We start from the raw sequence: 21,578 nt of genomic DNA, 5'->3' as shown, positions 1-21,578 counted from the left end.
TTGACCGTGTCAGCGGGCGTGCACCAGCCGGCCGTTGATGCCCTTCTTCGCCCGGACACTGCCGACGATGCGGCATACCACGTAGATCAGGAATGACAGAGTGGTGACATAGGGGCTAATGGGGATCCGCCCGCCCAGGGCCAGCAGGATTCCGCCCACCGTGGCCGTGACGGCGAAAACAACGCTGAGCGCCACCACCGCCACGGGAGCGGACGTCACGCGGAGCGCCGCCGCTGCCGGGGTGATCAGCAATGCGAGCACCAGGAGCGCACCCACCACCTGGATGGACAGCGCTACGCTGACTCCCAGCAGGACCATAAAGATCAGCGCGAGCGTCCGTACGGGCACCCCGCGGGCTTCTGCCAGTTCGGGATCAACGCTGGCAAAGTTCAGCGGGCGCCAGATGGCTGCCAGGGCCGCGATGACCACCACGGCGGCACCGGCGAGGACCTGGAGCTGGACGGTGTCCACGGAGACGATCTGCCCCGTGAGCAGGCCGAATTTGTTGGCGGCACGGCCTTCGTAGAGCGACAGGAACAGGATGCCGAGCCCCAGTCCGAACGGCATGATCACCCCGATGATGGAGTTTTTGTCCCGTGCCCGGACCCCCATCAGGCCCAGGAGCAGCGCCGCCGCCACCGAGCCGATCAGCGAGCCGAACACGATGTCCGCGCCGATCAGGAGCGCAAACGCCGCGCCTGCGAAAGAGAGTTCGGAGATGCCGTGGACGGCGAAGGCCAGGTCCCGTTTCATCACGAAAGTGCCCACCAGCCCGCCGAGCAGGCCCAACACGGCCCCGGCCCAGATCGAGTTCTGGACCAGCACCAGCAGCTCGCCGTAGTTCTCGAAGCTGAAGATCGCTCCGATGATGCTGTCCGCATCCATCAGGCCACCTCCCCCGCCGTGGCGTGGACATCGGCATGGTGGTGCGTGGTCGCGTCGGGTAGGCCGACGACGACGATGCGCCCGTTCGCGTGGATGACTTCCACGTGGCTGGCATAGAGCTCGGACAGGACCTCAGTGGTCATGACCTCTTCCGGGGTCCCCACCCGGAACCGCCCGCCGGCCAGATACAGCACCCGGTCAACGTAATCGATGATGGGGTTGATTTCGTGGGTGACAAAAACCACCGCGCTGTTCTGGTCGTGGCACTGCTTGTTGATCAGCGCGCTGACGGCCTGCTGGTGGTGCAGGTCCAGGGACAGCAAGGGTTCGTCGCAGAGGAGGACCTTAGGGTCCGTGGCCAGCGCCTGGGCCACCCGGAGGCGCTGCTGCTCGCCGCCGGAGAGCTGGCCTACCGGGACTTTGGCGTAGTCACTGGCGCCCACCAGTTCCAGAAGCTCATCGATCCTGCGGTTTGCCCGGGACCTGCCCAGTCGCAGCCCCCAGCGGTGGCCGTCCACGCCGAGCCCCACCAGGTCCCGGGCACGCATGGGGGTGTCCGGAGCAAAGGATTTCTGCTGCGGAATGTAGCCGATCAGATTGCTGCCCCGCTCCACGGGACGGTCGCCCAAAGTGGCCCGGCCGGACTGCAGTTCCTGAAGGCCCAGGAGAACCTTGAGGAAACTGGTCTTTCCGCTGCCGTTGGGTCCCAGGACCGCGAAGAACTCACCTGGCCTGATATCCAGGTCGAGATCCTCCCAGAGCAAGCGTTTGCCGAACTGCAGGGACGCCCCGCGGAGGCTGACCACCGGTTTCAACTATTTTTCTCCAAAACTTTGCTGACGTTGTCAACATTGTCCGTCATCCACTGCAGGTACGTCTTGCCTTCGGGCAGGGTTTCGCTGAAGTCAATGACGGGAACGCCGGCTGATTCGGCTGCCTTTTTCAGTGCCTGCGTCTGGGGTCCCTCTGTCTGCGCGTTGTAGGCGAGGAATCTGATGTCCTTGGATCCGGCCAGGTCCGTAGCGTCCTTCAGCACGGCTGGCGGAACGTCCGAGCCTTCCTCGATCGCGGCCGTGTAGTCGGCCGGAGTCCTGTTCTCCAGCCCTGCCGCCTCGAGCAGGTACAGCGGGACAGGTTCGGTCACGGCCACGGCCGCGCCGGTTCCGTTGGCCTTCAGTGCGGCGAGCTTGCCGGCCAGCCCGTCCACCTCGGCTTTGAAGGTTGCGGCATTGGACGTGAACAGGGCGGCTGAGCCCGGTTCGAGTTCACCCAGCTTGGCCGCCAGTGAATCAGCGAGCTTGCCCATGGCATCCAGGCTGTACCAGGCGTGTTCGTTGAACTCACCGTACTCGTGACCATGATCGTGAGCTGACTCGCTCGCCGCCGACGACGACGAATCAGCGTGGTCTTCCTCCGGAGCCAGGCCAGCCACTTCGACGGCAGTGACGATATTGCTGTGCGGGATGTTGCTGTCATCGGCCATCTTGTGGAGGAAGGCGTCGTAGCCGCCGCCGTTCTCGATCACCAGTTCTGCTTTGGAGACCAGCAGCCGGTCCTGCGCGGTGGCCTCGTACGAATGCGGGTCCTGGCTGGTCTTGGTGATGATGGAGGTGACGTTGACTTTGTCCCCGCCGATGATCGCGGCGATGTTCCCGTACACGTTGGTGGACGCCACAACGTCGACGACGCCGGCGGATGAATCCGTGCCGGACGACGCCGACGGCGCGCCGCCTCCGGAGCCGCAAGCGGTGAGCAGCAGGCTCACGCCGGCGAGGGCTGCGAGGGACGTTCGGATGGCGGCGGGGTGGTGCACGGAAACCTCAGTTCAATACAGGGATGGACTTTGCGTCTCCAAAAAGCTTACCCCTAAATGTGAATGATTCCTATTTAGGATAACCCCGCCTGGTCGCCGTTCGACTCGTGCAGCCTCCTGATGCCGGTGGCCTGGGTGGCGTCCCGGATCTCTCCCACAAGCTGCTCGATCACGTCTTCCAGGAAGAGGACGCCGTGGGTCTGCCCGTCCGCGCCGATCACGCGGGCCAGGTGTGAGCCCGTACGCTGCATGACGGACATGGCCGTTTCAACTTCGTCGTCCAGCGCGAGGTTGGCAAGCGAACGGATCCTGCTCTCTGCGATGGGGTGCTGGTAGTCCGACTCGGGAATGGACAGCACATCCTTCACGTGGAGGTATCCGGACAGCATGCCGTCATCGTCCAGCATCGGGAACCTTGAGAACCCGGTCCTGCTGACGGCCTTTTCAAACTCCACCGGTGTGGTGGCCGCCTTCAGCATGACCAGATCGTTCAGCGGAACCATGATGTTCGAAGCCGTGTATTCGGAGAATTCCAGGGCGCCGGTGATCAGGCCTGCGTCATCATCCACGAGCCCGTGACGTGTGGATTCCTGCACGATCGATTGGACTTCTTCGAGCGTGAAGGACGAGTTCACCTCGTCCTTGGGTTCAATCCGCAGGAGCTTGAGGATGTGGTTGGCGGACCAGTTCAGCGCGACGATGGCCGGGTTGACCAGCTTCGCAACAAACATCAGCGGCGGCGCCAGCAGCAAGGCAGCCTTGTCCGCCACCGATACCGAGATGTTCTTCGGCACCATCTCGCCGAACGTCACGTGGAGGAAGGTCACCACCATCAGGGCAATGGCGAACGCTGCGACGTCGGCAATCTCCACCGGCAGCCCAACAGCTTCCAGGGGAGCCGCCATCAGGTGGTGGATGGCCGGTTCGGCCACCTGCAGGATCAGCAGCGAGCACACGGTGATGCCCAACTGTGCGCAGGCCAGCATCAATGAGACGTTCTCCATGGCGCGCAACGTGGTCTGCGCCCGTTTTGAACCGGCCTCGGCGAGGGGTTCGATCTGGCTGCGCCTGGCTGACATCACGGCGAACTCGGCGCCGACAAAAAACGCGTTTCCCAGCAGGAGGACAACCAGCCAGGCAATTCCGGCCCAGTCACTCATCGTTCGCTCCCGTCTTCCGGAGCGGGCACCGCTTCAGGCGCCGCCGGATGGAAGGAGATCCGCTCGATCCTTCGGCCGTCCATCCTGGTCACGCTCAGGGTGCCGCCGCCTACCCCGACGGTGTCCCCCACTGCCGCGATCCGGCCCAGTTGACTCATGACGTACCCGCCTACGGTTTCGTAGGCGGCTTCGTCCGGAACAGTCAGCCCCGGGATCTGTTCGGAAAGCTCGTCGGGGCGCAGCAGTCCGGGGAAGTACCAGTCCCCGGAGGCGCTCTGGAGCAGTCCCGGGCGTACCTTGTCGTGCTCGTCGGACACTTCACCGACGATTTCCTCCACCAAGTCCTCAAGGGTGGCGATGCCCGCGGTTCCGCCGTATTCATCCAGGACAACCGCGAGTTGGAGGTTTCCCTCGCGCAGCTCGGCCAGGAGGGCATCCAGGTGGATGGTCTCCGGCACGCGGAGGACATCGGTCATGATGGCTCCGGCCTCCAGGTTGGCCCGCCGGTCCCACGGCACGGCAACGGCCTTCTTGACGTGGACCAGGCCCTTGATGTCGTCGGAGGACTCCCCGATGACGGGGAAGCGGGAGTACCCGGTGCGCCGGGCGGCGTCCAGGATGTCCGAGACAGGCTGGTCGGCGTCGATGGTCTCCATCCGGATCCGGGGCGTCATAACATCGGCGGCCGTCCGGGCCGAGAAGTTCAGCGTGCGCGCCACAAAGTTAGCCGTCCCGGCGTCGAGCGTACCCATGGCGGCGGAGCGCCGCACCAGGGAGGCGAGCTCGGCCGGCGTCCGGGCACCGGAAATCTCTTCCTTGGCCTCCAGGCCAAAGACGTTCAGTACCTTGTTGGAAAAGCCGTTGAGCACCACGATGGCGGGCTTGAAGATGGCCGTAAAGACCAACTGCGGCCGCGCCAGTGCCTTCCCCACGTGGAAGGACAGCGCAATGGCCATGTTCTTGGGCACCAGTTCGCCAAGCAGCATGGACAGCAGCGTGGCCAGCACCATGGCTATGACCAGGGAAACGGATGCCGCCGCCGCTTCGGGAATTCCGACGGCGGCCAACGGGCCCTCAAGGAGGCGCCCTACCGACGGTTCCATCACGTAACCGGTCAGAAGGGTGGTGAGGGTGATGCCGAGCTGACAGCTGGAAAGCTGGGTTGAGAGGGATTTCAGGCACTTGAGCAGCGGGACGGCACCGGTGTCACCGTTATCGATGGCACGTTGGACCGTGGCCTGGTCAAGGGCAATCAGGGAAAATTCGACGGCGACGAAAAAGCCGGTGCCGGCGATCAGCAGGAGGCCTGCCGCGAGGAGCAACCACTCCATTCAGCATCCCGCCCGAAAATCGGGAGAAGCTGCGTGAATCCGGGGGAAACTGCCCGGCGGAGGATGATCGGCCGAAGCCGAAGCTGTTTCCTTAGGGGCTCCGCCGGGATGGACTGGCGGAGAGTGATGGGCGCGTGTTCGGGGTTTGCCGGCTCTGCGGGTGGACTGCGCGGTGCCGTACTTCATGCTCCGCTGACAGCCCCCAGGCCGGCACCTAGATTTACTGTCCATAAGAATTTCAGTCTACAGGAGCAGATTGCGCCTTCCGGATGGCCGCCCGGAGGTCCCGACACACCCGCGCCGGGACGGCTTCCGGACGCCACAATCCGTGAACTCCGCGTCATGGCCATGATTTGGGTCACCGTTATTGGCAGTTAACACAGAATGCTCATTAGACTGGCAACGGTCCGGGTTCAGGACGCAGAGACTGGTTCGAATGTTGTGCTGCGGCACCGTGGCGGCCAGAGGGAAATCAAACTCATGGAAGAGGCGTATTTCAAGTGCCAGAGCAGCCTAGCCACCGTCTACCAGAGGAATTTGGCGGAAACGAGTGGCTCGTTGACGAACTGTACGAGCAGTATCAGAAAGACAAGAACACGGTGGATACCAAATGGTGGCCCCTTTTCGAGTCCTTCGATTCAGGCAGCGGTTCTTCTTCCAACGGAAGCACGGCGGTAGCCGTGGCCCACCCAGCAACCCGCGAAATGCCGGCTGTACCGCCGGCGCCTCCGGCTTCTGCAACTGCTGCACCGGCAACGTCGCCGGCCGCACAGCCCGCAGCGCCGGCCGCCGCCCCCGCGGCGGCAAAAAAAGCTCCCGCTACGGTCGCCCGCGATGGCGCGAAGAAGATCGAGCCCGGAAGCGCGGCCCAGCCGATTCCCGCCCAGCTTCCCAAGAACGTCAAGGCACCCACTGCTCCGGAAGAGGACGTGGTCTCCGTTCTTCGTGGCCCGGCCAAGGCCATCGCCACCAACATGGTCACCAGCCTTGAGGTCCCCACGGCCACCAGCGTCCGGGCTATTCCGGCCAAGCTGCTGATCGATAACCGCGTGGTCATCAATTCCAACCTGGCCCGCGCACGCGGCGGCAAGGTTTCCTTCACGCACCTCATCGGCTACGCCGTGATCCGCGCACTCGCCCAGTTCCCGTCGATGAACGTCTACTACGACGAAATCGACGGCAAGCCCAGTGCTGTCCAGCCGGCACACGTCAACTTCGGCATCGCGATTGACATGCCCAAGCCGGACGGCACGCGCCTGCTCATGGTGCCCAACATCAAGAAGGCGGAGACCCTCAACTTCTCCGAGTTCTGGCACACCTATGAGGACCTGATCAAGCGTGCCCGCAGCGGCAAGCTGACCGCTGATGACCACTCCGGCACAACGGTCTCCCTGACCAACCCCGGCGGCATCGGCACCGTTCACTCCGTGCCGCGTCTGTCCAAGGGGCAGGCTGCCATCATCGGCGTCGGCGCGCTGGACTACCCCGCCGAGTTCCAGGGCGCCAGCGAAAAGATCATCGCGCAGAACGCCATCAGCAAGGTCCTCACGCTGACGTCCACCTATGACCACCGCGTCATCCAGGGAGCCGGCAGCGGCGAGTTCCTGAAGCTTGTGCACCAACTGCTGCTCGGTGCCCAGAACTTCTACGACGAAATCTTCGAGTCCCTGCGCATCCCGTATGAGCCCGTGCGCTGGAGCCTGGACCTCCAGGTGGACCCTGCCGACGAGATCAACAAGGTTGCCCGGATCCAGCAGCTGATCCACTCCTACCGTGTGCGCGGCCACCTGATGGCAGACACCGATCCCCTGGAGTACGTCCAGCGCAAGCACCCGGACCTTGACGTCCTCACCTATGGGCTGACCCTGTGGGACCTGGACCGCGAGTGGCCCACCGGCGGTTTCGGCGGCGCGCCCATGCTCAAGTTCCGCGACATCCTCGGTGTCCTGCGTGATGCCTACTGCCGCACAACGGGCATCGAGTACATGCACATCCAGGAGCCGGAGGAACGCAAGTGGTTCCAGGATCAGCTGGAGCACGCGTACTCGAAGCCGAGCCGCGAAGAGCAGCTGCGCATCGTGTCCCGGCTCAACGCGGCTGAAGCGTTTGAGACCTTCCTGCAGACCAAGTTCGTCGGCCAGAAGCGCTTCTCCCTGGAGGGCGGCGAATCCCTGATTCCGCTGTTGGACGCCATCATTTCCGAGGCTGCTGACGACGGACTGGACGAGGTTGCGATCGGCATGGCCCACCGCGGCCGCCTGAACGTCCTCACCAACATCGCCGGCAAGACCTACGCCCAGGTGTTCCGCGAATTCGAAGGCACCCAGGATCCCCGCTCCGTGCAGGGCTCCGGCGACGTGAAGTACCACCTCGGTACCGAAGGCACGTTCACCTCGGAAAACGGCAACGAGACCAAGGTCTACCTCGCCGCCAACCCGTCCCACCTCGAGGCTGTCGACTCGGTGCTCGAGGGCATCGTCCGCGCCAAGCAGGACCGCCTGGACCAGGGCGAGGCCTTCCCGGTCCTGCCCCTCATGGTCCACGGCGATGCTGCGTTCGCAGGCCAGGGCGTGGTTGCCGAGACGCTGAACCTCTCCCAGCTCCGCGGCTACCGGACCGGCGGCACCATCCACGTGGTGGTCAACAACCAGGTGGGCTTCACCACGGCGCCGTCGTCGTCGCGCTCGTCCACGTACTCCACGGACGTCGCCAAGATGATCCAGGCGCCGGTGTTCCACGTGAACGGTGACGATCCCGAGGCAGTGGTGCGCATCGCCCAGCTCGCCTACGAGTTCCGCCAGCGGTTCCACAAGGACGTTGTGATCGACATGGTGTGCTACCGCCGCCGTGGCCACAACGAGGGTGACGACCCCTCGATGACCCAGCCCATGATGTACAACCTGATCGAAGCCAAGCGCTCCGTCCGCAAGCTGTACACCGAGGCGCTCATCGGCCGTGGCGACATCACCGAGGAAGAAGCCGAGCAGCTGCTCCGCGACTACCAGGAACGGCTGGAACGGGTCTTCGCCGAAACGCACGCGGCCCAGACCTCGCCCATCCCGATCATCACCGCGGACTCCGCCGCCGTCTCCGACATTGAGCGTCCCATCGCCCAGCAGGCTGACTCCGGCACCAACGCCCCGGCGTCCACTGCCATTTCGCCGGAGACCCTGGCGCACATCGGCAAGGCCCACGTCCAGATCCCCGAGGGCTTCACCGTCCACGCCAAGCTCAAGCAGCTCCTCGAAAAGCGCGAGCAGATGTCCCGCGAAGGCGGCATCGACTGGGGCTTTGGCGAGATCGCGGCCTTCGGTTCGCTGATCATGGAAGGCGTTCCTGTCCGGCTTGCCGGCCAGGACTCGCGCCGCGGCACGTTTGTGCAGCGCCACGCAGTGTTCCACGACCGTGCCAACGGCAGCGAGTGGCTGCCCCTGGGCCACCTCTCGGGCAACCAGGCCAAGCTGTGGATCTACGACTCCCTGCTGTCCGAATACGCGGCCATGGGCTTCGAATACGGCTACTCGGTGGAACGCCCGGATGCCCTGGTGCTGTGGGAAGCGCAGTTCGGTGACTTCGTCAACGGCGCGCAGACCATCATCGATGAGTTCATCTCCTCGGCAGAACAGAAGTGGGGCCAGCGCTCCTCCCTGGTCCTGATGCTGCCGCACGGCTACGAAGGCCAGGGCCCGGACCACTCGTCGGCACGCATCGAACGCTTCCTGCAGATGTGCGCCGAAGAGAACATGATCGTCGCCAACCCCACCACCGCGGCATCACACTTCCACCTGCTGCGCCGCCAGGCCTACAGCAGGCCGCGCAAGCCGCTGATCATCTTCACGCCGAAGCAGCTGCTGCGCCTCAAGGCAGCCGCGTCGTCCGTCGAGGACTTCACCACCGGCGCCTTCCGCCCCGTCATCGGTGACCACGAGCAGCTGGCGGCAGACGCCGTCGAACGCGTCCTGCTGGTCTCCGGCCGCCTGTACTACGATCTCCTGTCCACCCGGCAGAAGACTGAGGACAAGACCACCGCGATTGTCCGCGTGGAGCAGCTCTACCCGCTGCCGCACGAAGAGATCGCGGCGGAACTGGCCAAGTACCCGAACGCCGAGGTTGTCTGGGCACAGGACGAGCCCGCCAACCAGGGACCGTGGCCGTTTATGGGCCTGAACCTACCGGAGGCGCTGGACCGGCGCGTCCGCCTGGTGTCGCGTCCCGCATCGGCCTCCACTGCGGCCGGCTCCATGAAGCGGCACGCTGCCGAGCAGGATACGCTCCTGAAGCAGGCATTTGCACGGAAGTAGTACCAGTGGCTGCCCGGCCGGACGTCGAAATACCAGACTCCGGCCGGGCAGTTCTGTTTAATGGAGATGAATCATAGCCACGCCGATTGGCCTCATTCGGCACGGACGTAAAGAGGGACTTGTGGAAGACAGGAAGCTGCGGATCGCAGCTGTTGGAGACGAACTGCTGGCCGGACTGGGCGATCCCAGGGCCCTCGGCTGGCTGGGCCGCGTGTTGGCCCGCACTCCGCAGGACGGCATGGTCATGGAGACGTATGCCCTCCCCTGTCCCCAGGAAGGAACGGAAGGGCTGGCTGCACGCTGGCAGGAAGAGGCCGGGCGGCGGTTCGGCGACCAACACGAGAACCGCCTGGTGATCGGCCTCTCGGGCCGGGACATCGAGTTCGGTCTTTCCACCGCCCGGAGCCGCCTGAACCTGGCCAACATCCTGGATACCGCCACCCAGAACCGGATCGAGGTGTTTGTGGTGGGCCCGCCGCCCACGCTGGACCCGGTACAGAACCGCCGGCTCGCCGATCTCAACACCGCTTTTGCTGACGTCACCACCAGGCGCAAGCACCTCTATGTGGACACATTCTCCCCGCTGCTGAACCACGAACAGTGGCGCCAGGACCTTGCGGCCAACACCGGCACGCCCGGGCAGGCGGGCTATGGCCTGATGGCCTGGCTGGTCCTCCACCGTGGCTGGTTCCAGTGGCTGGGCATGGACGCCCCCGAGTAGGTTTCCCAACCTTCCAATCGCGATATAGCTTGACGGGTCCGGCGGTCCGTTATACCTTGGGGTATCAGTCACGATATATCGCGGTTTTGGAGGATTCATGACAGAGGACAGCTGGACCGTCACAGGTCCGCAAACCATCGATGTTGACCACGTCAGGTCGCTGAAGCTGGGCATGGTCCGCGGCAGGTTCGACGTTGTGACCCACTCCGACACCGTTGCCCGTGTGGAGATCAACGAGGTCCATGGCGATCCCGTGTCCGTGACACTAACGGACGGCAGGCTCGAGGTCCGCCATCAGCTGCACGGCCCCCAGGGCTGGTTCAAGAACCTGATGGGAACGGTCAACCACAACAGCAACAACTCAGCGGTTATCAGCATTGCCTTGCCGGCCGGCGTGGAGGTGGAGGCCGGCACGGTCAGCGGCGATGGCCTCGTCTCCGGAATCAGCGGGCACACCCGGCTCAATACCGTCTCGGGTTCTGTGATGGCAGACGGAACGTCCGGAGAACTTCACGTCAATACCGTCAGCGGAGAGGTCATCGCGCGAAACCACGACGGCGTCCTGACCGCCAAGAGCGTCTCCGGCGAGGTCACCGCATCCGGCCGGTTCAGCAACATCCGGGCTCACACGGTCAGCGGCGACATGAGTTTTGACCTGCTCGGCTTTACCCACGACTTCGGTGCCAATTCAGTCTCAGGCGACCTCACCATCAGGCTGCCCCACGACGTCGGGGTGGACATCGTGGCGAAGTCTGCCAGCGGCGTGGTGGTGATTGATGACCAGCAGTACTCCCAACCCGGCGGCAAGGTGGAAACCATTGCCGGACCGGACGGCAAGCTGATGCTGGTCCGGACCAACTCGGTGTCCGGCAAGACGTCCATCTTCCATGGCCAGCCGGCCCGCAATGACGACGCAAGAAGCCCGGAAGCGGGGCACTGATGCCCCCGGTGTTCGCCCATGGTGCGCTCCGGTTGTACCTGCTCGCGCTGCTGGAGTCGGGGCCAAAACACGGCTATGAGCTGATCAAAGCCCTCAGCGAACGTTTCGGCGGCACCTACTCCCCCAGCTCGGGTACCATCTATCCGCGGCTGGGGAAGCTGGAGGAAGAGGGGCTCGTCGCCACTGAATCAGAAGGCCGCCGCACCAACTATCGCATCACCGCGGCGGGGCTTGCCGAACTCAACAAGCGCCGGGAGGAACTCGCCGGCGTCGAGAACGACATTTCCGCTTCCGTCCGGCGCCTGGCGGACAACCTGCGGGCGGATATCCGCGCCAACATGCGCGGGTTGCGGGCAGACCTGGCGGCCACAGCGGAGGCGGCCCGTTCCACGGCGCGCGCCGCCGATTTCAGGAAAGCCGGCCGCCAGTCTTCAGAAGGCATCCGGGAACTGAAGGAAGCGGAGATGCTGCTGCAGGCGTTCCGGGACGATCTGCGCGTGGAACTGCGGCTGCAGGCCACCCGGCAGCCGCTCAGCGCCGTCACGCTGGAAACCGTCAGGACCGTGCTGGACCAGGCGCGGATCTCCATCCGCAACTCACTGCCCGGCTGAGCCGCCGAACCGAGCCGACGGACTGCGCCGCCGGTCGGTGTTGCCCCCGGTCACAGCCCGTTTCGGTTTCGCGGCGTGTCCCATGGTGTGGGAGACTTGAGGGCAGCTCTTTTGAGTACCAACATTTAAGGAGGCCAGCTATGAGCAAGCGTGCACGTAAACGTCGTGACCGTAAGCGTGGCGGCGCGAACCACGGGAAGCGCCCCAACGCCTAAGCTAAAGCTTGGAAAACGGTTTAAGCGAAGGACCCCGGAAGCCACACGGCTTCCGGGGTCCTTCGTCTTTGCGCTGCTTTTTGCGCCTGCAGTACTCCCGACGGGCATCGCCGCAGTCAGGCGTCCACGCGGTCACGTGTCCCTGCAGACGGGTACCGCCTGCGTCAGGCGTCTACCGGGCGGATGGAGTGGATCCGGTCCAGAATGGCGTTCTTCAGGTTTTCCGGAGCGGCCTCGGTGCACGAGCGCTTCACCATGGTGCGGATGACGCACTCGAGGTCGTACTGCTCGGTGCACTCAGGGCACTCATCAAGGTGATGCTTGATTTCCCTGATGTCCTCGCGGGTCAACGCCCCGTCGAGGTATTCGTAGATGCGTTGCATCCGGGCGTCATCGCAGTCGCCCAATCCCTGGCAGTCGCTCATTTCCTGTTCTCCTGTTTTGTGGTCGCGGCCGTGTCCTGTGATTCGACGGCGCCTTTGAATCCTCGTTCGGCGGCATAGTCCGCCAGCATGTCCCGCAACATTTTCCGGCCACGGTGGAGCCGGGACATCACCGTCCCGATGGGAGTGTTCATGATGTCCGAGATTTCCTTGTACGCGAAGCCCTCGACGTCGGCGAAGTACACGGCCAGCCGGAACTCCTCGGGGATGGCCTGGAGCGCCCGCTTGACGTCCGAGTCCGGCAGGTGGTCCAGCGCCTCAGCCTCGGCCGAGCGCAGGCCGCGGGACGTGTGCGACTCCGCCCTGGCAAGCTGCCAGTCCTCGATGGTGTCCGAGTTCGACTGCAGCGGTTCGCGCTGCCGCTTGCGGTAGAGGTTGATGTACGTGTTGGTCAGGATGCGGTACAGCCAGGCCTTGAGGTTGGTACCGGGCTTGTACTGGTGGAACGCTGAGAACGCCTTGGTGTAGGCCTCCTGGACCAGATCTTCCGCATCGGCGGGGTTCCTGGCCATCCGCATGGCGGCCGAGTAGAGCTGATCCACGTACTGCATGGCATCGCGCTCAAAACGGACCCGCCGTTCTTCCGCTGATTCGGTGGCCACATCCACGGGTTGCTCAGCGGGCGCAGGGACGTCCGCTTCAGGCTGCGCGTCGCTGCCTGCCGGCACATCGCTGCTGGCATTGGCTTCGCTGCTTGTTTTGGCGTCGCGTTCGGATGCCTCATACATGGCCTCTACGGCCGGATCCAGGGTGCTCATTGCGTTCAAGTCTACTGTGACGGCCTTGGCGCGCGGCGTTCCGTACTCCGGAGGATCGGATTCCAGAGTCTGCAGTGCTACGGGTCCGGCGGGCTCCGTCCCGTCCTTCAATATCCTCAAGGGCAACTCCACTCTGTGTCAGGCCATGATGTTCCAGGCAAATACGTGACAGGCAATCCGTGGTGATTAAATTCGTCCGGTGTTCAGCGGACCCGCAATCCATAACCGCTGGCGGCAGGCAAATATTCCTCAAAAGTGCAAGACTAGAACGGACTCCGCCGCATTCGGTGCGGTTCGTCCAGCCAGGAGGAAATCCATGTCCTTTGTCCGTACTCTCGCCCGCCCCATGCTGGCTTCCAGTTTCGTAGTCGCCGGACTGGACAAGCTGAAGAACGCCGATGACACCGCCACCCAGCTCTCGCCGCTCCTGCAGAAGGCAGCCGCGTCTCTGCCGTTCCAGGCCGACGAAAAAATGCTGGCACGGGTGATGGGCGGAACGCAGGTGGGTGCCGGCGTACTGTTCGGCTTGGGCAAGTTCAGCCGCCTCTCGGCAACACTTCTGACCGTCATCTCGCTACTGAACACGTTTGTGGAATGGCGCAGCGCGGACATCAGCACCAAGGAAGGCCGCGAGGCCCGCCGGAACCAGCTGCTCAAAAACATTTCCCTCAGCGGCGGCGCCCTGTTGGCCTCCGTGGACACCGCCGGCAAGCCTGGCCTGGCCTGGCGTGCCGAGCACCTCGCTGCGGACGCCCGGAAGACTGCCGCCGATGCCCGGAAGACCACCGGCCAAAAGCTCCACAAGGCGGACAAAGCCGTGCGCCGCGCCGTGGAACACGCAACGGGGGCGTAAGGACGGATGACCGGTTCCACCCCGCCAGCAGCCACCGACTCACACAGTTCCACCGACACTGTTCCGCACTGGCCGGCCCCCTTCGCCAGCAGGCCCATCAACGCCACCGTCACGGTGCCGGGCTCAAAGTCCCTGACCAACAGGTTCCTGGTCCTGGCCGCGCTGGCTGACGGGCCGTCCCGCCTCCGTGCTCCCCTGCATTCCCGGGACTCTGCATTGATGATCGATGCCCTCCGCCAGCTGGGAGCCACCATCACGGAGGTGCCCGGCGACGGTGCGTTCGGCCCGGACCTTGAAGTCACGCCCCTGAGCCAGGGGGCGTCGTCGTCACGGACGCACATTGATTGCGGCCTCGCCGGAACAGTGATGCGCTTCGTTCCGCCGCTTGCGGCGTTGCGCAACGGCGTGAGCGTGTTCGACGGCGACCCCCACGCCCGGAAGCGCCCCATGGGCACCATCATCGAGGCCCTGAAGGCCCTCGGGGTGGCCCTGACCGCGGACGACGGCGGAACCCCTTCGTCGCTGCCGTTCACCGTTGAAGGCACCGGGGAAGTCCGGGGCGGCCACCTGGTGATCGACGCCAGCGCGTCATCCCAGTTCGTCTCGGCCCTCCTGCTGGTCGGCGCCAGGTTTACCGACGGACTCCACCTGGAGCACATAGGCAAAGCGGTCCCGAGCCTGGACCACATCAACATGACCGTTGCCGTGCTCCGCGGCGTCGGTGTGTCCGTGGACGATTCCCTGCCGAACCACTGGGTGGTGGCACCGGGCCCCATCCGCGCTTTTGACCAGCGCATTGAGCAGGACCTCTCCAATGCCGGCCCGTTCCTGGCCGCCGCCCTGGCCTCCGGGGGCACCGTGCGGATCCCCGGCTGGCCCACCGGCACCACCCAGGTGGGAGACCTTTGGCGGAGCATCCTGGCGGACATGGGCGCGGACGTCAGCCTGGCTAACGGAGTCCTGACCGTCACCGGCGGGCCAGAGATCAAGGGTGCCGATTTTGACGAAACCAGCGAACTCGCGCCCACCGTGGCGGCCCTCTGCGCCCTGGCCAGCGGACCCTCGCGGCTGACCGGCATCGCGCACCTTCGCGGCCACGAGACGGACCGGCTGGCCGCACTCGTCACCGAAATCAACCGCCTCGGCGGCGACGCCGAAGAAACCAGCGACGGCCTGGTGATCCGCCCGGCACGGCTGCACGCCGGCGTCGTCCACAGTTACGCGGACCACCGGATGGCTACCGCCGGCGCCATCCTCGGCCTTGCAGTTCCGGGTATCGAGGTCCAGGACATCGCCACCACGGCTAAGACCATGCCGGAGTTCCCGCAGATGTGGGCGGACATGCTCGCACAGGGCGCGGCTGCCCCCGACGGCACGGAAGGTTCCAACGGTGGCACGCAGCACTGATTCCTGGGACGAGTCCGATGTCCGGATCCGGCCCAGCAAAAAGGGCTCGCGGCCTCGCACGAAGGACCGCCCCAGCCACGACGACGCCGTCACGGGCCGAATCATCACCGTGGACCGCGGCCGGTACACCGCCGTCGTCGGTGAGGACTCGGGCGACGAGCGGATCATCATCGCAGCGAGGGCCCGCGAACTGCGCCGCTCCCCCGTGGTGGCCGGCGACTTCGTCTCCCTTGTAGGCGATGTGTCCGGGGAGCCCGACACCCTGGCACGTCTGGTCCGGATCCAGGACCGCAGGACCCTGCTGCGCCGCAGCGCCGATGACACGGATCCGATCGAGCGTGCGGTGGTGGCCAACGCCGATCAGCTGGTGGTGGTGGTGGCCGCCGCAAACCCGGAACCACGCACTGGCTTCATCGACCGCGCCCTGGTGGCCGCTTACGACGCCGGCATTGAGCCGCTGCTGCTCGTCACCAAGGCGGATGTCAAGGATCCCGCGGAACTGTTGTCCAACTATGAGCACTTGGACTTCCCGGTGATCATCAGCCGCACGTCGGACTCCGAGGCCTCAGGTATCGATGCCCGCTCCGATGACGGCCTCTCGGCCCGCCTGGACAGTGCCGCAGTTTCGCAGCTCCGCGCGTACCTCGAGGGCAAGGTCTCGGTGATGCTGGGTCATTCCGGCGTGGGCAAGTCCACCATGGTCAATGCCCTCACCGGGGCCGAACGGGCTACCGGTGGCGTGAACGCGGTGACCGGCCGCGGCCGCCACACGTCGTCGTCGGCCCTTGCCCTGAAGCTGACCGGCGCTCCGGCCGGAAGCTGGATCATCGACACCCCTGGCATCCGCTCGTTCGGCCTGGCCCACGTGGACCCGGACCGGATCCTTCGGTCCTTCCCGGACCTGGAGCCGGGCACGGACGCCTGCGAGCGTGGCTGCAAGCACAACACCGCGGCCGTCAACTGCGGAGTGGATGCCTGGGTGTCCGCCGGCCAGGCGGGTCCCACCGGCCCGGCCCGGCTCGCGTCGCTGCGGCGGCTGCTGGGCACGGATCCCCGCCTGGTTGGCCAGGAAACCAAGGAACTGGGCAGCATCGGTTAGCGGCGGAACGCCGACGTCCCCAACCCCGCGGCTCTGAGACGGTAGTTTGGAACCATGATCCAACCCGCTTCGAGCTACAACGATGACCTGCGCCTTGCCCATGTGCTGGCCGATTCCGTGGATGACCAGACCATGAGCCGCTTCAAGGCACTGGACCTCCACATCGAGACCAAGCCGGACCTGACACCGGTCACGGACGCGGACAAGGCCGCGGAAGAAGCCATCCGCGGACAGCTCTCCCGCTCGCGTCCCCGGGACGCCGTGCTGGGCGAGGAATTCGGCAGCTCCGGCCACGGCTCCCGCCGCTGGATCATTGATCCCATCGACGGCACCAAAAACTTTGTCCGCGGCGTCCCGGTTTGGGCCACCCTGATCGCCCTCGTGGACGAAGGCGAACCCGTGGTGGGAGTGGTCAGTGCGCCCGCACTGGGCAAACGCTGGTGGGCCGCCAAGGATTCCGGTGCGTACATGGGCAAGTCCCTCGCCGCCGCAACGCGGCTCCGGGTCTCGGACGTCTCCAAACTCTCGGACGCCTCCCTGTCCTATTCCAGCCTGGGCGGCTGGAAGGAGCGCGGCAACCTGGATGAGTTCCTGGGCCTGACCGAGGACGTGTGGCGCACGCGCGCCTACGGTGATTTCTGGTCCTACTGCATGGTGGCCGAAGGTTCCGTGGACATCGCCTGCGAGCCGGAACTGAACCTGTACGACATGGCCGCCCTGGTGCCCATCGTGGTGGAAGCCGGCGGCCGCTTCACTTCTCTGGAGGGCGAGGACGGGCCATTCGGCGGCAACGCCCTGGCCACGAATTCCATCCTGCACTCAGAGGTCCTCAAGCGGCTGAACCCGGATCTGGACGATCTCCTTTAGGCACTTATACCGAATTATCGACGGCGGGCACCTCCTCAAGGGGGTGCCCGCCGTCGTATATTCGAGTTTTTGGTCATTACTCAAATGCACGTAACAAAGTCCTTAACATTCGGCCGGGCTTCTTCCTGCCGCGGCCCATGTTCTACGCTCTTAACAGGTCACGAGTGCCAGCGCTAAACCCCGGTTTGCTGGCCGGCAACCCTCCATTCGCGGTGGGGTGCCCCGGGTGACGACCAGGCCGGTCCGGAACGGACACGGCAAGCGCGGATTCCCGGTACGGGGAGTCCTTTTAGAGTGAGGTCTCCGTGACAACTGCCACCGTCTCCCCCAAAACCGCCGCCGACGCCGCTGCGTTGTTCAACGATGCCGCCGCCCCCGCCGGGCGCCCTCTCTCCGCCGTCACCGGCGCGGAAATCCAGGCTCCGCTGATCCAGGGCGGCCATGTCCGCTACGCAAACCTGGACTACGGCGCATCCGCTCCCGCCCTCTCCGTGGTGTCCGCCTATCTCAACGAGATCCTGCCGTTCTACGCCAGCGTCCACCGCGGCGCCGGCTTTGCGTCGCAGATCAGCACCTCCGTCTACGAAAACGCCCGTAACATCGTGCGCGACTTTGTGGGCGGACGCCCGGACGACTCCGTCATCTTCACCCGGAACACCACGGACTCGCTGAACCTGCTGGCGGGTTGCCTGCCGGCGACGGACGGGCAGCCGAATGGCGATGTCCTCTACCTGGACATCGAGCACCACGCCAACCTCCTGCCCTGGCAGGGCGTACCGCACCGGAGCGTCGTGGCTGCCGACACGATTTCGGGGACCATCGAGGTCCTCCGCGCCGAACTTGAGCAGGGCAACGTCAGCCTCCTCGCGGTCACGGGCGCCTCCAACGTCACCGGCGAGATCCTCCCGGTCAAGGCCCTGGCCGCCCTCGCCCACGAGTACGGCGCACGGATCGTGGTGGACGCCGCGCAGCTCGCGCCGCACCGGCGCATCAATATCAGCACCGACGACGTCGACTACCTCGCCTTCTCCGGCCACAAGCTTTACGCGCCGTTCGGCTCCGGGGTCCTGGTGGGCCGCACAGACTGGCTCGACGCCGGCACTCCCCACCTGGCCGGCGGCGGCGCCGTCCGCGAGGCAAAGCTCGACGGCGTCAGCTGGGCCACCGGTCCGGCCCGGCACGAAGGCGGCTCCCCCAACGTCCTGGGCGCGGCCACCCTGGCCCGCGCCACCCAGGTCATCGCGTCCTTGGACCACGACCGCTGGCACGCCCATGAGGCGGCCATCAGGTCATTCCTGGTGGACGGGCTCGGGAAGATCGACGGCGTCACTGTGCACCAGATCTTCTCGGACACGGACGCTGAAACCGGCACCATCGGCGTGGTGAACTTCTCCGTTGCAGGGTACGACGCCGGACTCGTGGCCGCCTACCTGTCGGCCGAGCACGGCGTTGGCCTCCGGGACGGCCGCTTCTGCGCGCACCCGCTGCTCAAGCGCCTCGGCCTTCCCTCCGGTTCGCTGCGGGCCAGCTTCGGCGTGGGTTCCCGGCTGGAGGATGCCCAGCGGCTCCTTGCCGGCCTTGAGCAACTCCGCCGGACCGGCCTGGGCTGGGACTACGTGGTGGACGAGGGCCGTTGGGTTCCGGCCAACGACACCCGCACGTACCCGCACTGGGCGCCCAACACGCCGGGCACTGCCGGCGCGGCTCCGTGCCTTGACGACTGACTGACGCTTTCCTGACCTGGCAGCTGCGGCCCATGCGGTAAATTCAAAGGATACTCATGGGCACAGTTAAGGATACTCATGGGCACAGTTAAGGGAGGCCGCATGGCACGGGGTGGCCCCAGGCTTGAGGACGGACGCCGTCTGGAACTCGGACAGAGTTTCCAGGACGGCGGCGAACATTACCAGCGTGTACGCCCTGGCTACCCTGACGATTCAGCGGACTGGCTGATCCCGGCAGGGGCCACGGACGCCGTAGACGTGGGCGCCGGGACAGGCAAGTTCACCACCCTGCTGCTTGAACACGGCTTGGCGGTTTCTGCCGTGGACCCGTCGCCGGACATGCTTGAACAGCTGCGGGCCCACTACCCGGCGGTGGCCGCGACCCAGGGGACCGCAGAGGCCACCGGCCTCGCTGACTCCACGTTCGACGTCGTCAGCGTTGCGCAGGCCTGGCACTGGTGCGATCCGCTGCCGGCAAGCACCGAGCTGGCGCGGATCCTGCGGCCCGGCGGGACCCTGGGGCTGATCTGGAACCAGCTGGACACCTCTGTTCCGTGGGTCCACCGGCTGTCACGCATCATGCACGCCGGCGACGTCTACAAGCCCGGCTTCCGCCCGGTGGTAGGGCCGGAGTTTGAAGGCATAGAGAGCCACGTGACGCGGTGGGAGGACAGCCTCAGCACGGCGGACATCATGGAACTGACGAAGTCCCGCAGCTACTACCTGCGTGCCGGCGAAGTCACCCGGAACAAGGTCCTGGCCAACCTTGACTGGTACCTGCACGAGCATCTGGGGCACGCCGTGGAAGAGGACATCAGCCTGCCGTACCTGACGCTGACGTGGCGGGCCAGAAAGGCGTGACGGGCCCGGACCACCGGGTAGGCTTGGAGACGTGAAGACCAGCGCGCCCTCCTCCTCGATCGAGGACTACGTCAAGGTCATCTACGGCTTCACGGAGTGGCAGGACAAACCCATCACGTCCTCACAGCTCGCGCAGCGCCTGGGGGTGGCCAACTCCTCGGTCTCGGAGATGGTCCGCAAGCTCAAGGACCAGGGCCTGGTGGACCACAAGCCGTACAGCGCCATCACCCTCACGGACTCCGGGGTTCGGCTGGCGTTGTCCATGGTGCGCCGGCACCGCCTCATTGAGACCTACCTCGTGCAGGAGCTCGGCTACAGCTGGGACGAAGTCCATGACGAAGCCGAACTGCTGGAGCACGCGGTGTCGGACACCTTTATTGAGCGCATGGCGGCAAAACTCGGCAACCCGCAACGTGACCCGCACGGTGACCCGATCCCCGCCGCGGACGGCACGGTGCTACTGCCAGAGGCCCATCTCCTCGGCGAACTCGATCCCGGGCACACCGGCCGGATCACCCGCATCAGCGACGAGAATCCGGATCTGCTGCGGTATCTTTCCGCCGAGGAAATCGACCTCGACGCCGAAGTAGAGGTAGTGGGCCGCAAGCCGTTCGGCGGCGCGCTGGTGGTGCGGATCAGCAACGCCGGCAGGAAGCGGGACTACGACCTCGCGGATGAAGTCACCGCTGCGCTCTGGGTCCACAGCGACCACCCCCACACCGGCTGCACGCTCAGCGACAGCTGAATGACGAACGCCCTCATTCCGTACTGGCGGGCCTGGCTGGCCGTTGCCGCCGGCGGCCTGGCCGGAACGGAACTCCGATACGGCCTGGGACTCGCGTTTCCGGAAACCGCGGGGGCAATGCCCTGGACCACCCTCGGGATCAACGCGGCTGGCAGCTTTGTGCTGGCCGCCCTGACCACGGTCTGGATGGCCCGGCCGCAGACGGCATTCTGGCTCCGCGCCGGCCTCGGGCCAGGACTTCTGGGCTCCTTCACCACGTTCTCAGCCGTAGTTTTCTCGATTGACCAGCTGGCCAGGACCGGCGAACACCCCATGTGGATTGCGTATCTGGGGCTGTCTCTGATGCTGGGCCTGGGCGCTGCGGCCGGTGGCTGGCGGGCCGGGCGGCTGCTCGCCGACCGGCTGGGGGCAGCGTCATGACGGGCGCGGTCCTGGTCGGAGTGTTCGGTATGGCGGGCGCCCTGCTGCGCTTCGCCATCGACAGCTGGTTCGCTCACCGTGAGGGGCTCCGTGCTACCGTCAGCCACAGCGGTACGCCGCGGCACTGGCCGTGGGCCACGCTGACAGTCAACGTCATGGGGTGCCTGATCATCGGGCTGTCCATCGGCATCACCGGACGGCTCGGCCTTGCTCCCGAGTGGCAGACGGCCGTCGCCACCGGCCTTGCCGGCGGCCTCACCACGTTCAGCTCCTGGACCACCGCCACGGTGCGGCTCCTGAGTGAGTCGCGTTTCGGGGCGGCAGCCCTGAACATCGGCGCCAACCTGGCCTGGGGATTCGGAGCGGCAGCCGTGGGCATCGCCCTGGCGTCGTAGGACGCTCTTCGGGTTTGGCCCGGTCCCGT

At 65.5% G+C, this 21,578-nt stretch carries 21 protein-coding genes and 1 riboswitch; of the genes, 14 read left to right on the top strand and 7 right to left on the bottom strand.

The features are described 5' to 3' along the window. Window positions 1-9: 9 nt before the first annotated feature. From ACQCSW_RS08180 to ACQCSW_RS08160, 5 genes are all read right to left on the bottom strand, one after another. Window positions 10-885, bottom strand: a complete 876-nt coding sequence (locus ACQCSW_RS08180; protein WP_111907796.1) for a metal ABC transporter permease — start codon at window positions 883-885, stop codon at window positions 10-12. After that, window positions 885-1,700, bottom strand: coding sequence for a metal ABC transporter ATP-binding protein (locus tag ACQCSW_RS08175; protein ID WP_426990293.1), 816 nt, complete (start codon window positions 1,698-1,700; stop codon window positions 885-887). The genes ACQCSW_RS08180 and ACQCSW_RS08175 overlap by 1 nt, the downstream gene beginning before the upstream one ends. Beyond that, the gene (locus tag ACQCSW_RS08170) at window positions 1,697-2,698 is read right to left on the bottom strand and encodes a metal ABC transporter solute-binding protein, Zn/Mn family (protein WP_426990292.1); all 1,002 of its coding nucleotides are present in this window, start codon (window positions 2,696-2,698) and stop codon (window positions 1,697-1,699) included. Before ACQCSW_RS08170 ends, ACQCSW_RS08175 begins: the two co-directional genes overlap by 4 nt. A 74-nt stretch (window positions 2,699-2,772) precedes the next feature. Continuing rightward, entirely contained in the window at window positions 2,773-3,858 is a 1,086-nt protein-coding gene (locus ACQCSW_RS08165) for a hemolysin family protein (RefSeq protein WP_426990291.1), read from the bottom strand. Further along, window positions 3,855-5,189 (bottom strand): hemolysin family protein, encoded by a 1,335-nt coding sequence (locus tag ACQCSW_RS08160; RefSeq protein WP_426990290.1) that lies wholly within the window; start codon window positions 5,187-5,189, stop codon window positions 3,855-3,857. The genes ACQCSW_RS08165 and ACQCSW_RS08160 overlap by 4 nt, the downstream gene beginning before the upstream one ends. A gap of 500 nt (window positions 5,190-5,689) precedes the next feature. Here ACQCSW_RS08160 and ACQCSW_RS08155 point away from each other — a divergent pair, with 500 nt between their 5' ends. From ACQCSW_RS08155 to ACQCSW_RS08135, 5 genes are all read left to right on the top strand, one after another. Continuing rightward, window positions 5,690-9,490, top strand: coding sequence for a multifunctional oxoglutarate decarboxylase/oxoglutarate dehydrogenase thiamine pyrophosphate-binding subunit/dihydrolipoyllysine-residue succinyltransferase subunit (locus tag ACQCSW_RS08155; protein ID WP_426990289.1), 3,801 nt, complete (start codon window positions 5,690-5,692; stop codon window positions 9,488-9,490). A gap of 121 nt (window positions 9,491-9,611) precedes the next feature. Further along, entirely contained in the window at window positions 9,612-10,211 is a 600-nt protein-coding gene (locus tag ACQCSW_RS08150; RefSeq protein WP_160672124.1) for a GDSL-type esterase/lipase family protein, read from the top strand. 97 nt (window positions 10,212-10,308) lie between these two features. Continuing rightward, window positions 10,309-11,151, top strand: a complete 843-nt coding sequence (locus tag ACQCSW_RS08145) for a DUF4097 family beta strand repeat-containing protein (protein WP_426990288.1) — start codon at window positions 10,309-10,311, stop codon at window positions 11,149-11,151. Then, window positions 11,151-11,762, top strand: coding sequence for a PadR family transcriptional regulator (locus tag ACQCSW_RS08140; protein WP_426990287.1), 612 nt, complete (start codon window positions 11,151-11,153; stop codon window positions 11,760-11,762). Before ACQCSW_RS08145 ends, ACQCSW_RS08140 begins: the two co-directional genes overlap by 1 nt. 140 nt (window positions 11,763-11,902) lie before the next feature. Further along, window positions 11,903-11,977, top strand: coding sequence for a 50S ribosomal protein bL37 (locus ACQCSW_RS08135; RefSeq protein WP_104061284.1), 75 nt, complete (start codon window positions 11,903-11,905; stop codon window positions 11,975-11,977). 164 nt (window positions 11,978-12,141) lie between these two features. Here ACQCSW_RS08135 and rsrA read toward each other — a convergent pair whose 3' ends face one another. Both rsrA and ACQCSW_RS08125 read right to left on the bottom strand, forming a co-directional pair. Next, window positions 12,142-12,402 (bottom strand): mycothiol system anti-sigma-R factor, encoded by a 261-nt coding sequence (rsrA, locus tag ACQCSW_RS08130; protein WP_354252195.1) that lies wholly within the window; start codon window positions 12,400-12,402, stop codon window positions 12,142-12,144. After that, on the bottom strand, window positions 12,399-13,178 hold the full coding sequence (locus ACQCSW_RS08125; protein ID WP_426990285.1) for a sigma-70 family RNA polymerase sigma factor: 780 nt from the start codon (window positions 13,176-13,178) through the stop codon (window positions 12,399-12,401). Before ACQCSW_RS08125 ends, rsrA begins: the two co-directional genes overlap by 4 nt. Before the next feature lie 316 nt (window positions 13,179-13,494). Between ACQCSW_RS08125 and ACQCSW_RS08120 the strand changes: the two genes are divergently transcribed. From ACQCSW_RS08120 to ACQCSW_RS08080, 9 genes are all read left to right on the top strand, one after another. Then, on the top strand, window positions 13,495-14,031 hold the full coding sequence (locus ACQCSW_RS08120) for a DoxX family protein (protein WP_426990284.1): 537 nt from the start codon (window positions 13,495-13,497) through the stop codon (window positions 14,029-14,031). Between the two features lie 6 nt (window positions 14,032-14,037). Next, on the top strand, window positions 14,038-15,438 hold the full coding sequence (gene aroA / locus ACQCSW_RS08115) for a 3-phosphoshikimate 1-carboxyvinyltransferase (RefSeq protein WP_426990283.1): 1,401 nt from the start codon (window positions 14,038-14,040) through the stop codon (window positions 15,436-15,438). Next, window positions 15,422-16,537, top strand: a complete 1,116-nt coding sequence (gene rsgA / locus ACQCSW_RS08110) for a ribosome small subunit-dependent GTPase A (protein WP_426990282.1) — start codon at window positions 15,422-15,424, stop codon at window positions 16,535-16,537. The genes aroA and rsgA overlap by 17 nt, the downstream gene beginning before the upstream one ends. A 54-nt stretch (window positions 16,538-16,591) precedes the next feature. After that, entirely contained in the window at window positions 16,592-17,404 is an 813-nt protein-coding gene (gene hisN, locus ACQCSW_RS08105; protein ID WP_111907783.1) for a histidinol-phosphatase, read from the top strand. 156 nt (window positions 17,405-17,560) lie between these two features. After that, a riboswitch (SAM riboswitch) is annotated at window positions 17,561-17,674 on the top strand. Between the two features lie 35 nt (window positions 17,675-17,709). After that, window positions 17,710-19,128, top strand: coding sequence for an aminotransferase class V-fold PLP-dependent enzyme (locus ACQCSW_RS08100; protein WP_426990281.1), 1,419 nt, complete (start codon window positions 17,710-17,712; stop codon window positions 19,126-19,128). 102 nt (window positions 19,129-19,230) lie between these two features. Further along, window positions 19,231-19,989 carry a class I SAM-dependent methyltransferase gene (locus ACQCSW_RS08095; protein WP_426990649.1) on the top strand — a complete coding sequence of 253 codons (759 nt, stop codon included), beginning with the start codon at window positions 19,231-19,233 and terminating at the stop codon, window positions 19,987-19,989. A 31-nt stretch (window positions 19,990-20,020) separates the two neighbouring features. After that, window positions 20,021-20,734 (top strand): metal-dependent transcriptional regulator, encoded by a 714-nt coding sequence (locus ACQCSW_RS08090; RefSeq protein ID WP_111907780.1) that lies wholly within the window; start codon window positions 20,021-20,023, stop codon window positions 20,732-20,734. Beyond that, a complete protein-coding gene (locus ACQCSW_RS08085) occupies window positions 20,735-21,154 on the top strand; it encodes a fluoride efflux transporter FluC (RefSeq protein ID WP_426990280.1) in 420 nt (139 codons plus the stop codon). It abuts the gene before it with no gap. Further along, on the top strand, window positions 21,151-21,549 hold the full coding sequence (locus tag ACQCSW_RS08080; RefSeq protein ID WP_426990279.1) for a fluoride efflux transporter FluC: 399 nt from the start codon (window positions 21,151-21,153) through the stop codon (window positions 21,547-21,549). The genes ACQCSW_RS08085 and ACQCSW_RS08080 overlap by 4 nt, the downstream gene beginning before the upstream one ends. Window positions 21,550-21,578 lie beyond the last annotated feature (29 nt).

The organism is Pseudarthrobacter sp. Y6 (assembly GCF_050156205.1).
GTDB lineage: Bacteria > Actinomycetota > Actinomycetes > Actinomycetales > Micrococcaceae > Arthrobacter.
This window is presented reverse-complemented; position numbering and strand designations above follow the sequence as displayed.

Excerpts from the sequence above, each read along its gene's own strand:
- ACQCSW_RS08165 (WP_426990291.1), bottom strand. The coding sequence starts at position 3,858 with ATGAGTGACTGGGCCGGAATTGCCTGGCTGGTTGTCCTCCTGCTGGGA.
- ACQCSW_RS08140 (WP_426990287.1), top strand. The coding sequence starts at position 11,151 with ATGCCCCCGGTGTTCGCCCATGGTGCGCTCCGGTTGTACCTGCTCGCG.
- ACQCSW_RS08145 (WP_426990288.1), top strand. The coding sequence starts at position 10,309 with ATGACAGAGGACAGCTGGACCGTCACAGGTCCGCAAACCATCGATGTT.
- ACQCSW_RS08085 (WP_426990280.1), top strand. The coding sequence starts at position 20,735 with ATGACGAACGCCCTCATTCCGTACTGGCGGGCCTGGCTGGCCGTTGCC.
- aroA (WP_426990283.1), top strand. The coding sequence starts at position 14,038 with ATGACCGGTTCCACCCCGCCAGCAGCCACCGACTCACACAGTTCCACC.
- ACQCSW_RS08125 (WP_426990285.1), bottom strand. The coding sequence starts at position 13,178 with ATGAGCACCCTGGATCCGGCCGTAGAGGCCATGTATGAGGCATCCGAA.
- ACQCSW_RS08160 (WP_426990290.1), bottom strand. The coding sequence starts at position 5,189 with ATGGAGTGGTTGCTCCTCGCGGCAGGCCTCCTGCTGATCGCCGGCACC.
- rsrA (WP_354252195.1), bottom strand. The coding sequence starts at position 12,402 with ATGAGCGACTGCCAGGGATTGGGCGACTGCGATGACGCCCGGATGCAA.
- ACQCSW_RS08120 (WP_426990284.1), top strand. The coding sequence starts at position 13,495 with ATGTCCTTTGTCCGTACTCTCGCCCGCCCCATGCTGGCTTCCAGTTTC.
- hisN (WP_111907783.1), top strand. The coding sequence starts at position 16,592 with ATGATCCAACCCGCTTCGAGCTACAACGATGACCTGCGCCTTGCCCAT.
- ACQCSW_RS08095 (WP_426990649.1), top strand. The coding sequence starts at position 19,231 with ATGGCACGGGGTGGCCCCAGGCTTGAGGACGGACGCCGTCTGGAACTC.
- ACQCSW_RS08080 (WP_426990279.1), top strand. The coding sequence starts at position 21,151 with ATGACGGGCGCGGTCCTGGTCGGAGTGTTCGGTATGGCGGGCGCCCTG.
- ACQCSW_RS08180 (WP_111907796.1), bottom strand. The coding sequence starts at position 885 with ATGGATGCGGACAGCATCATCGGAGCGATCTTCAGCTTCGAGAACTAC.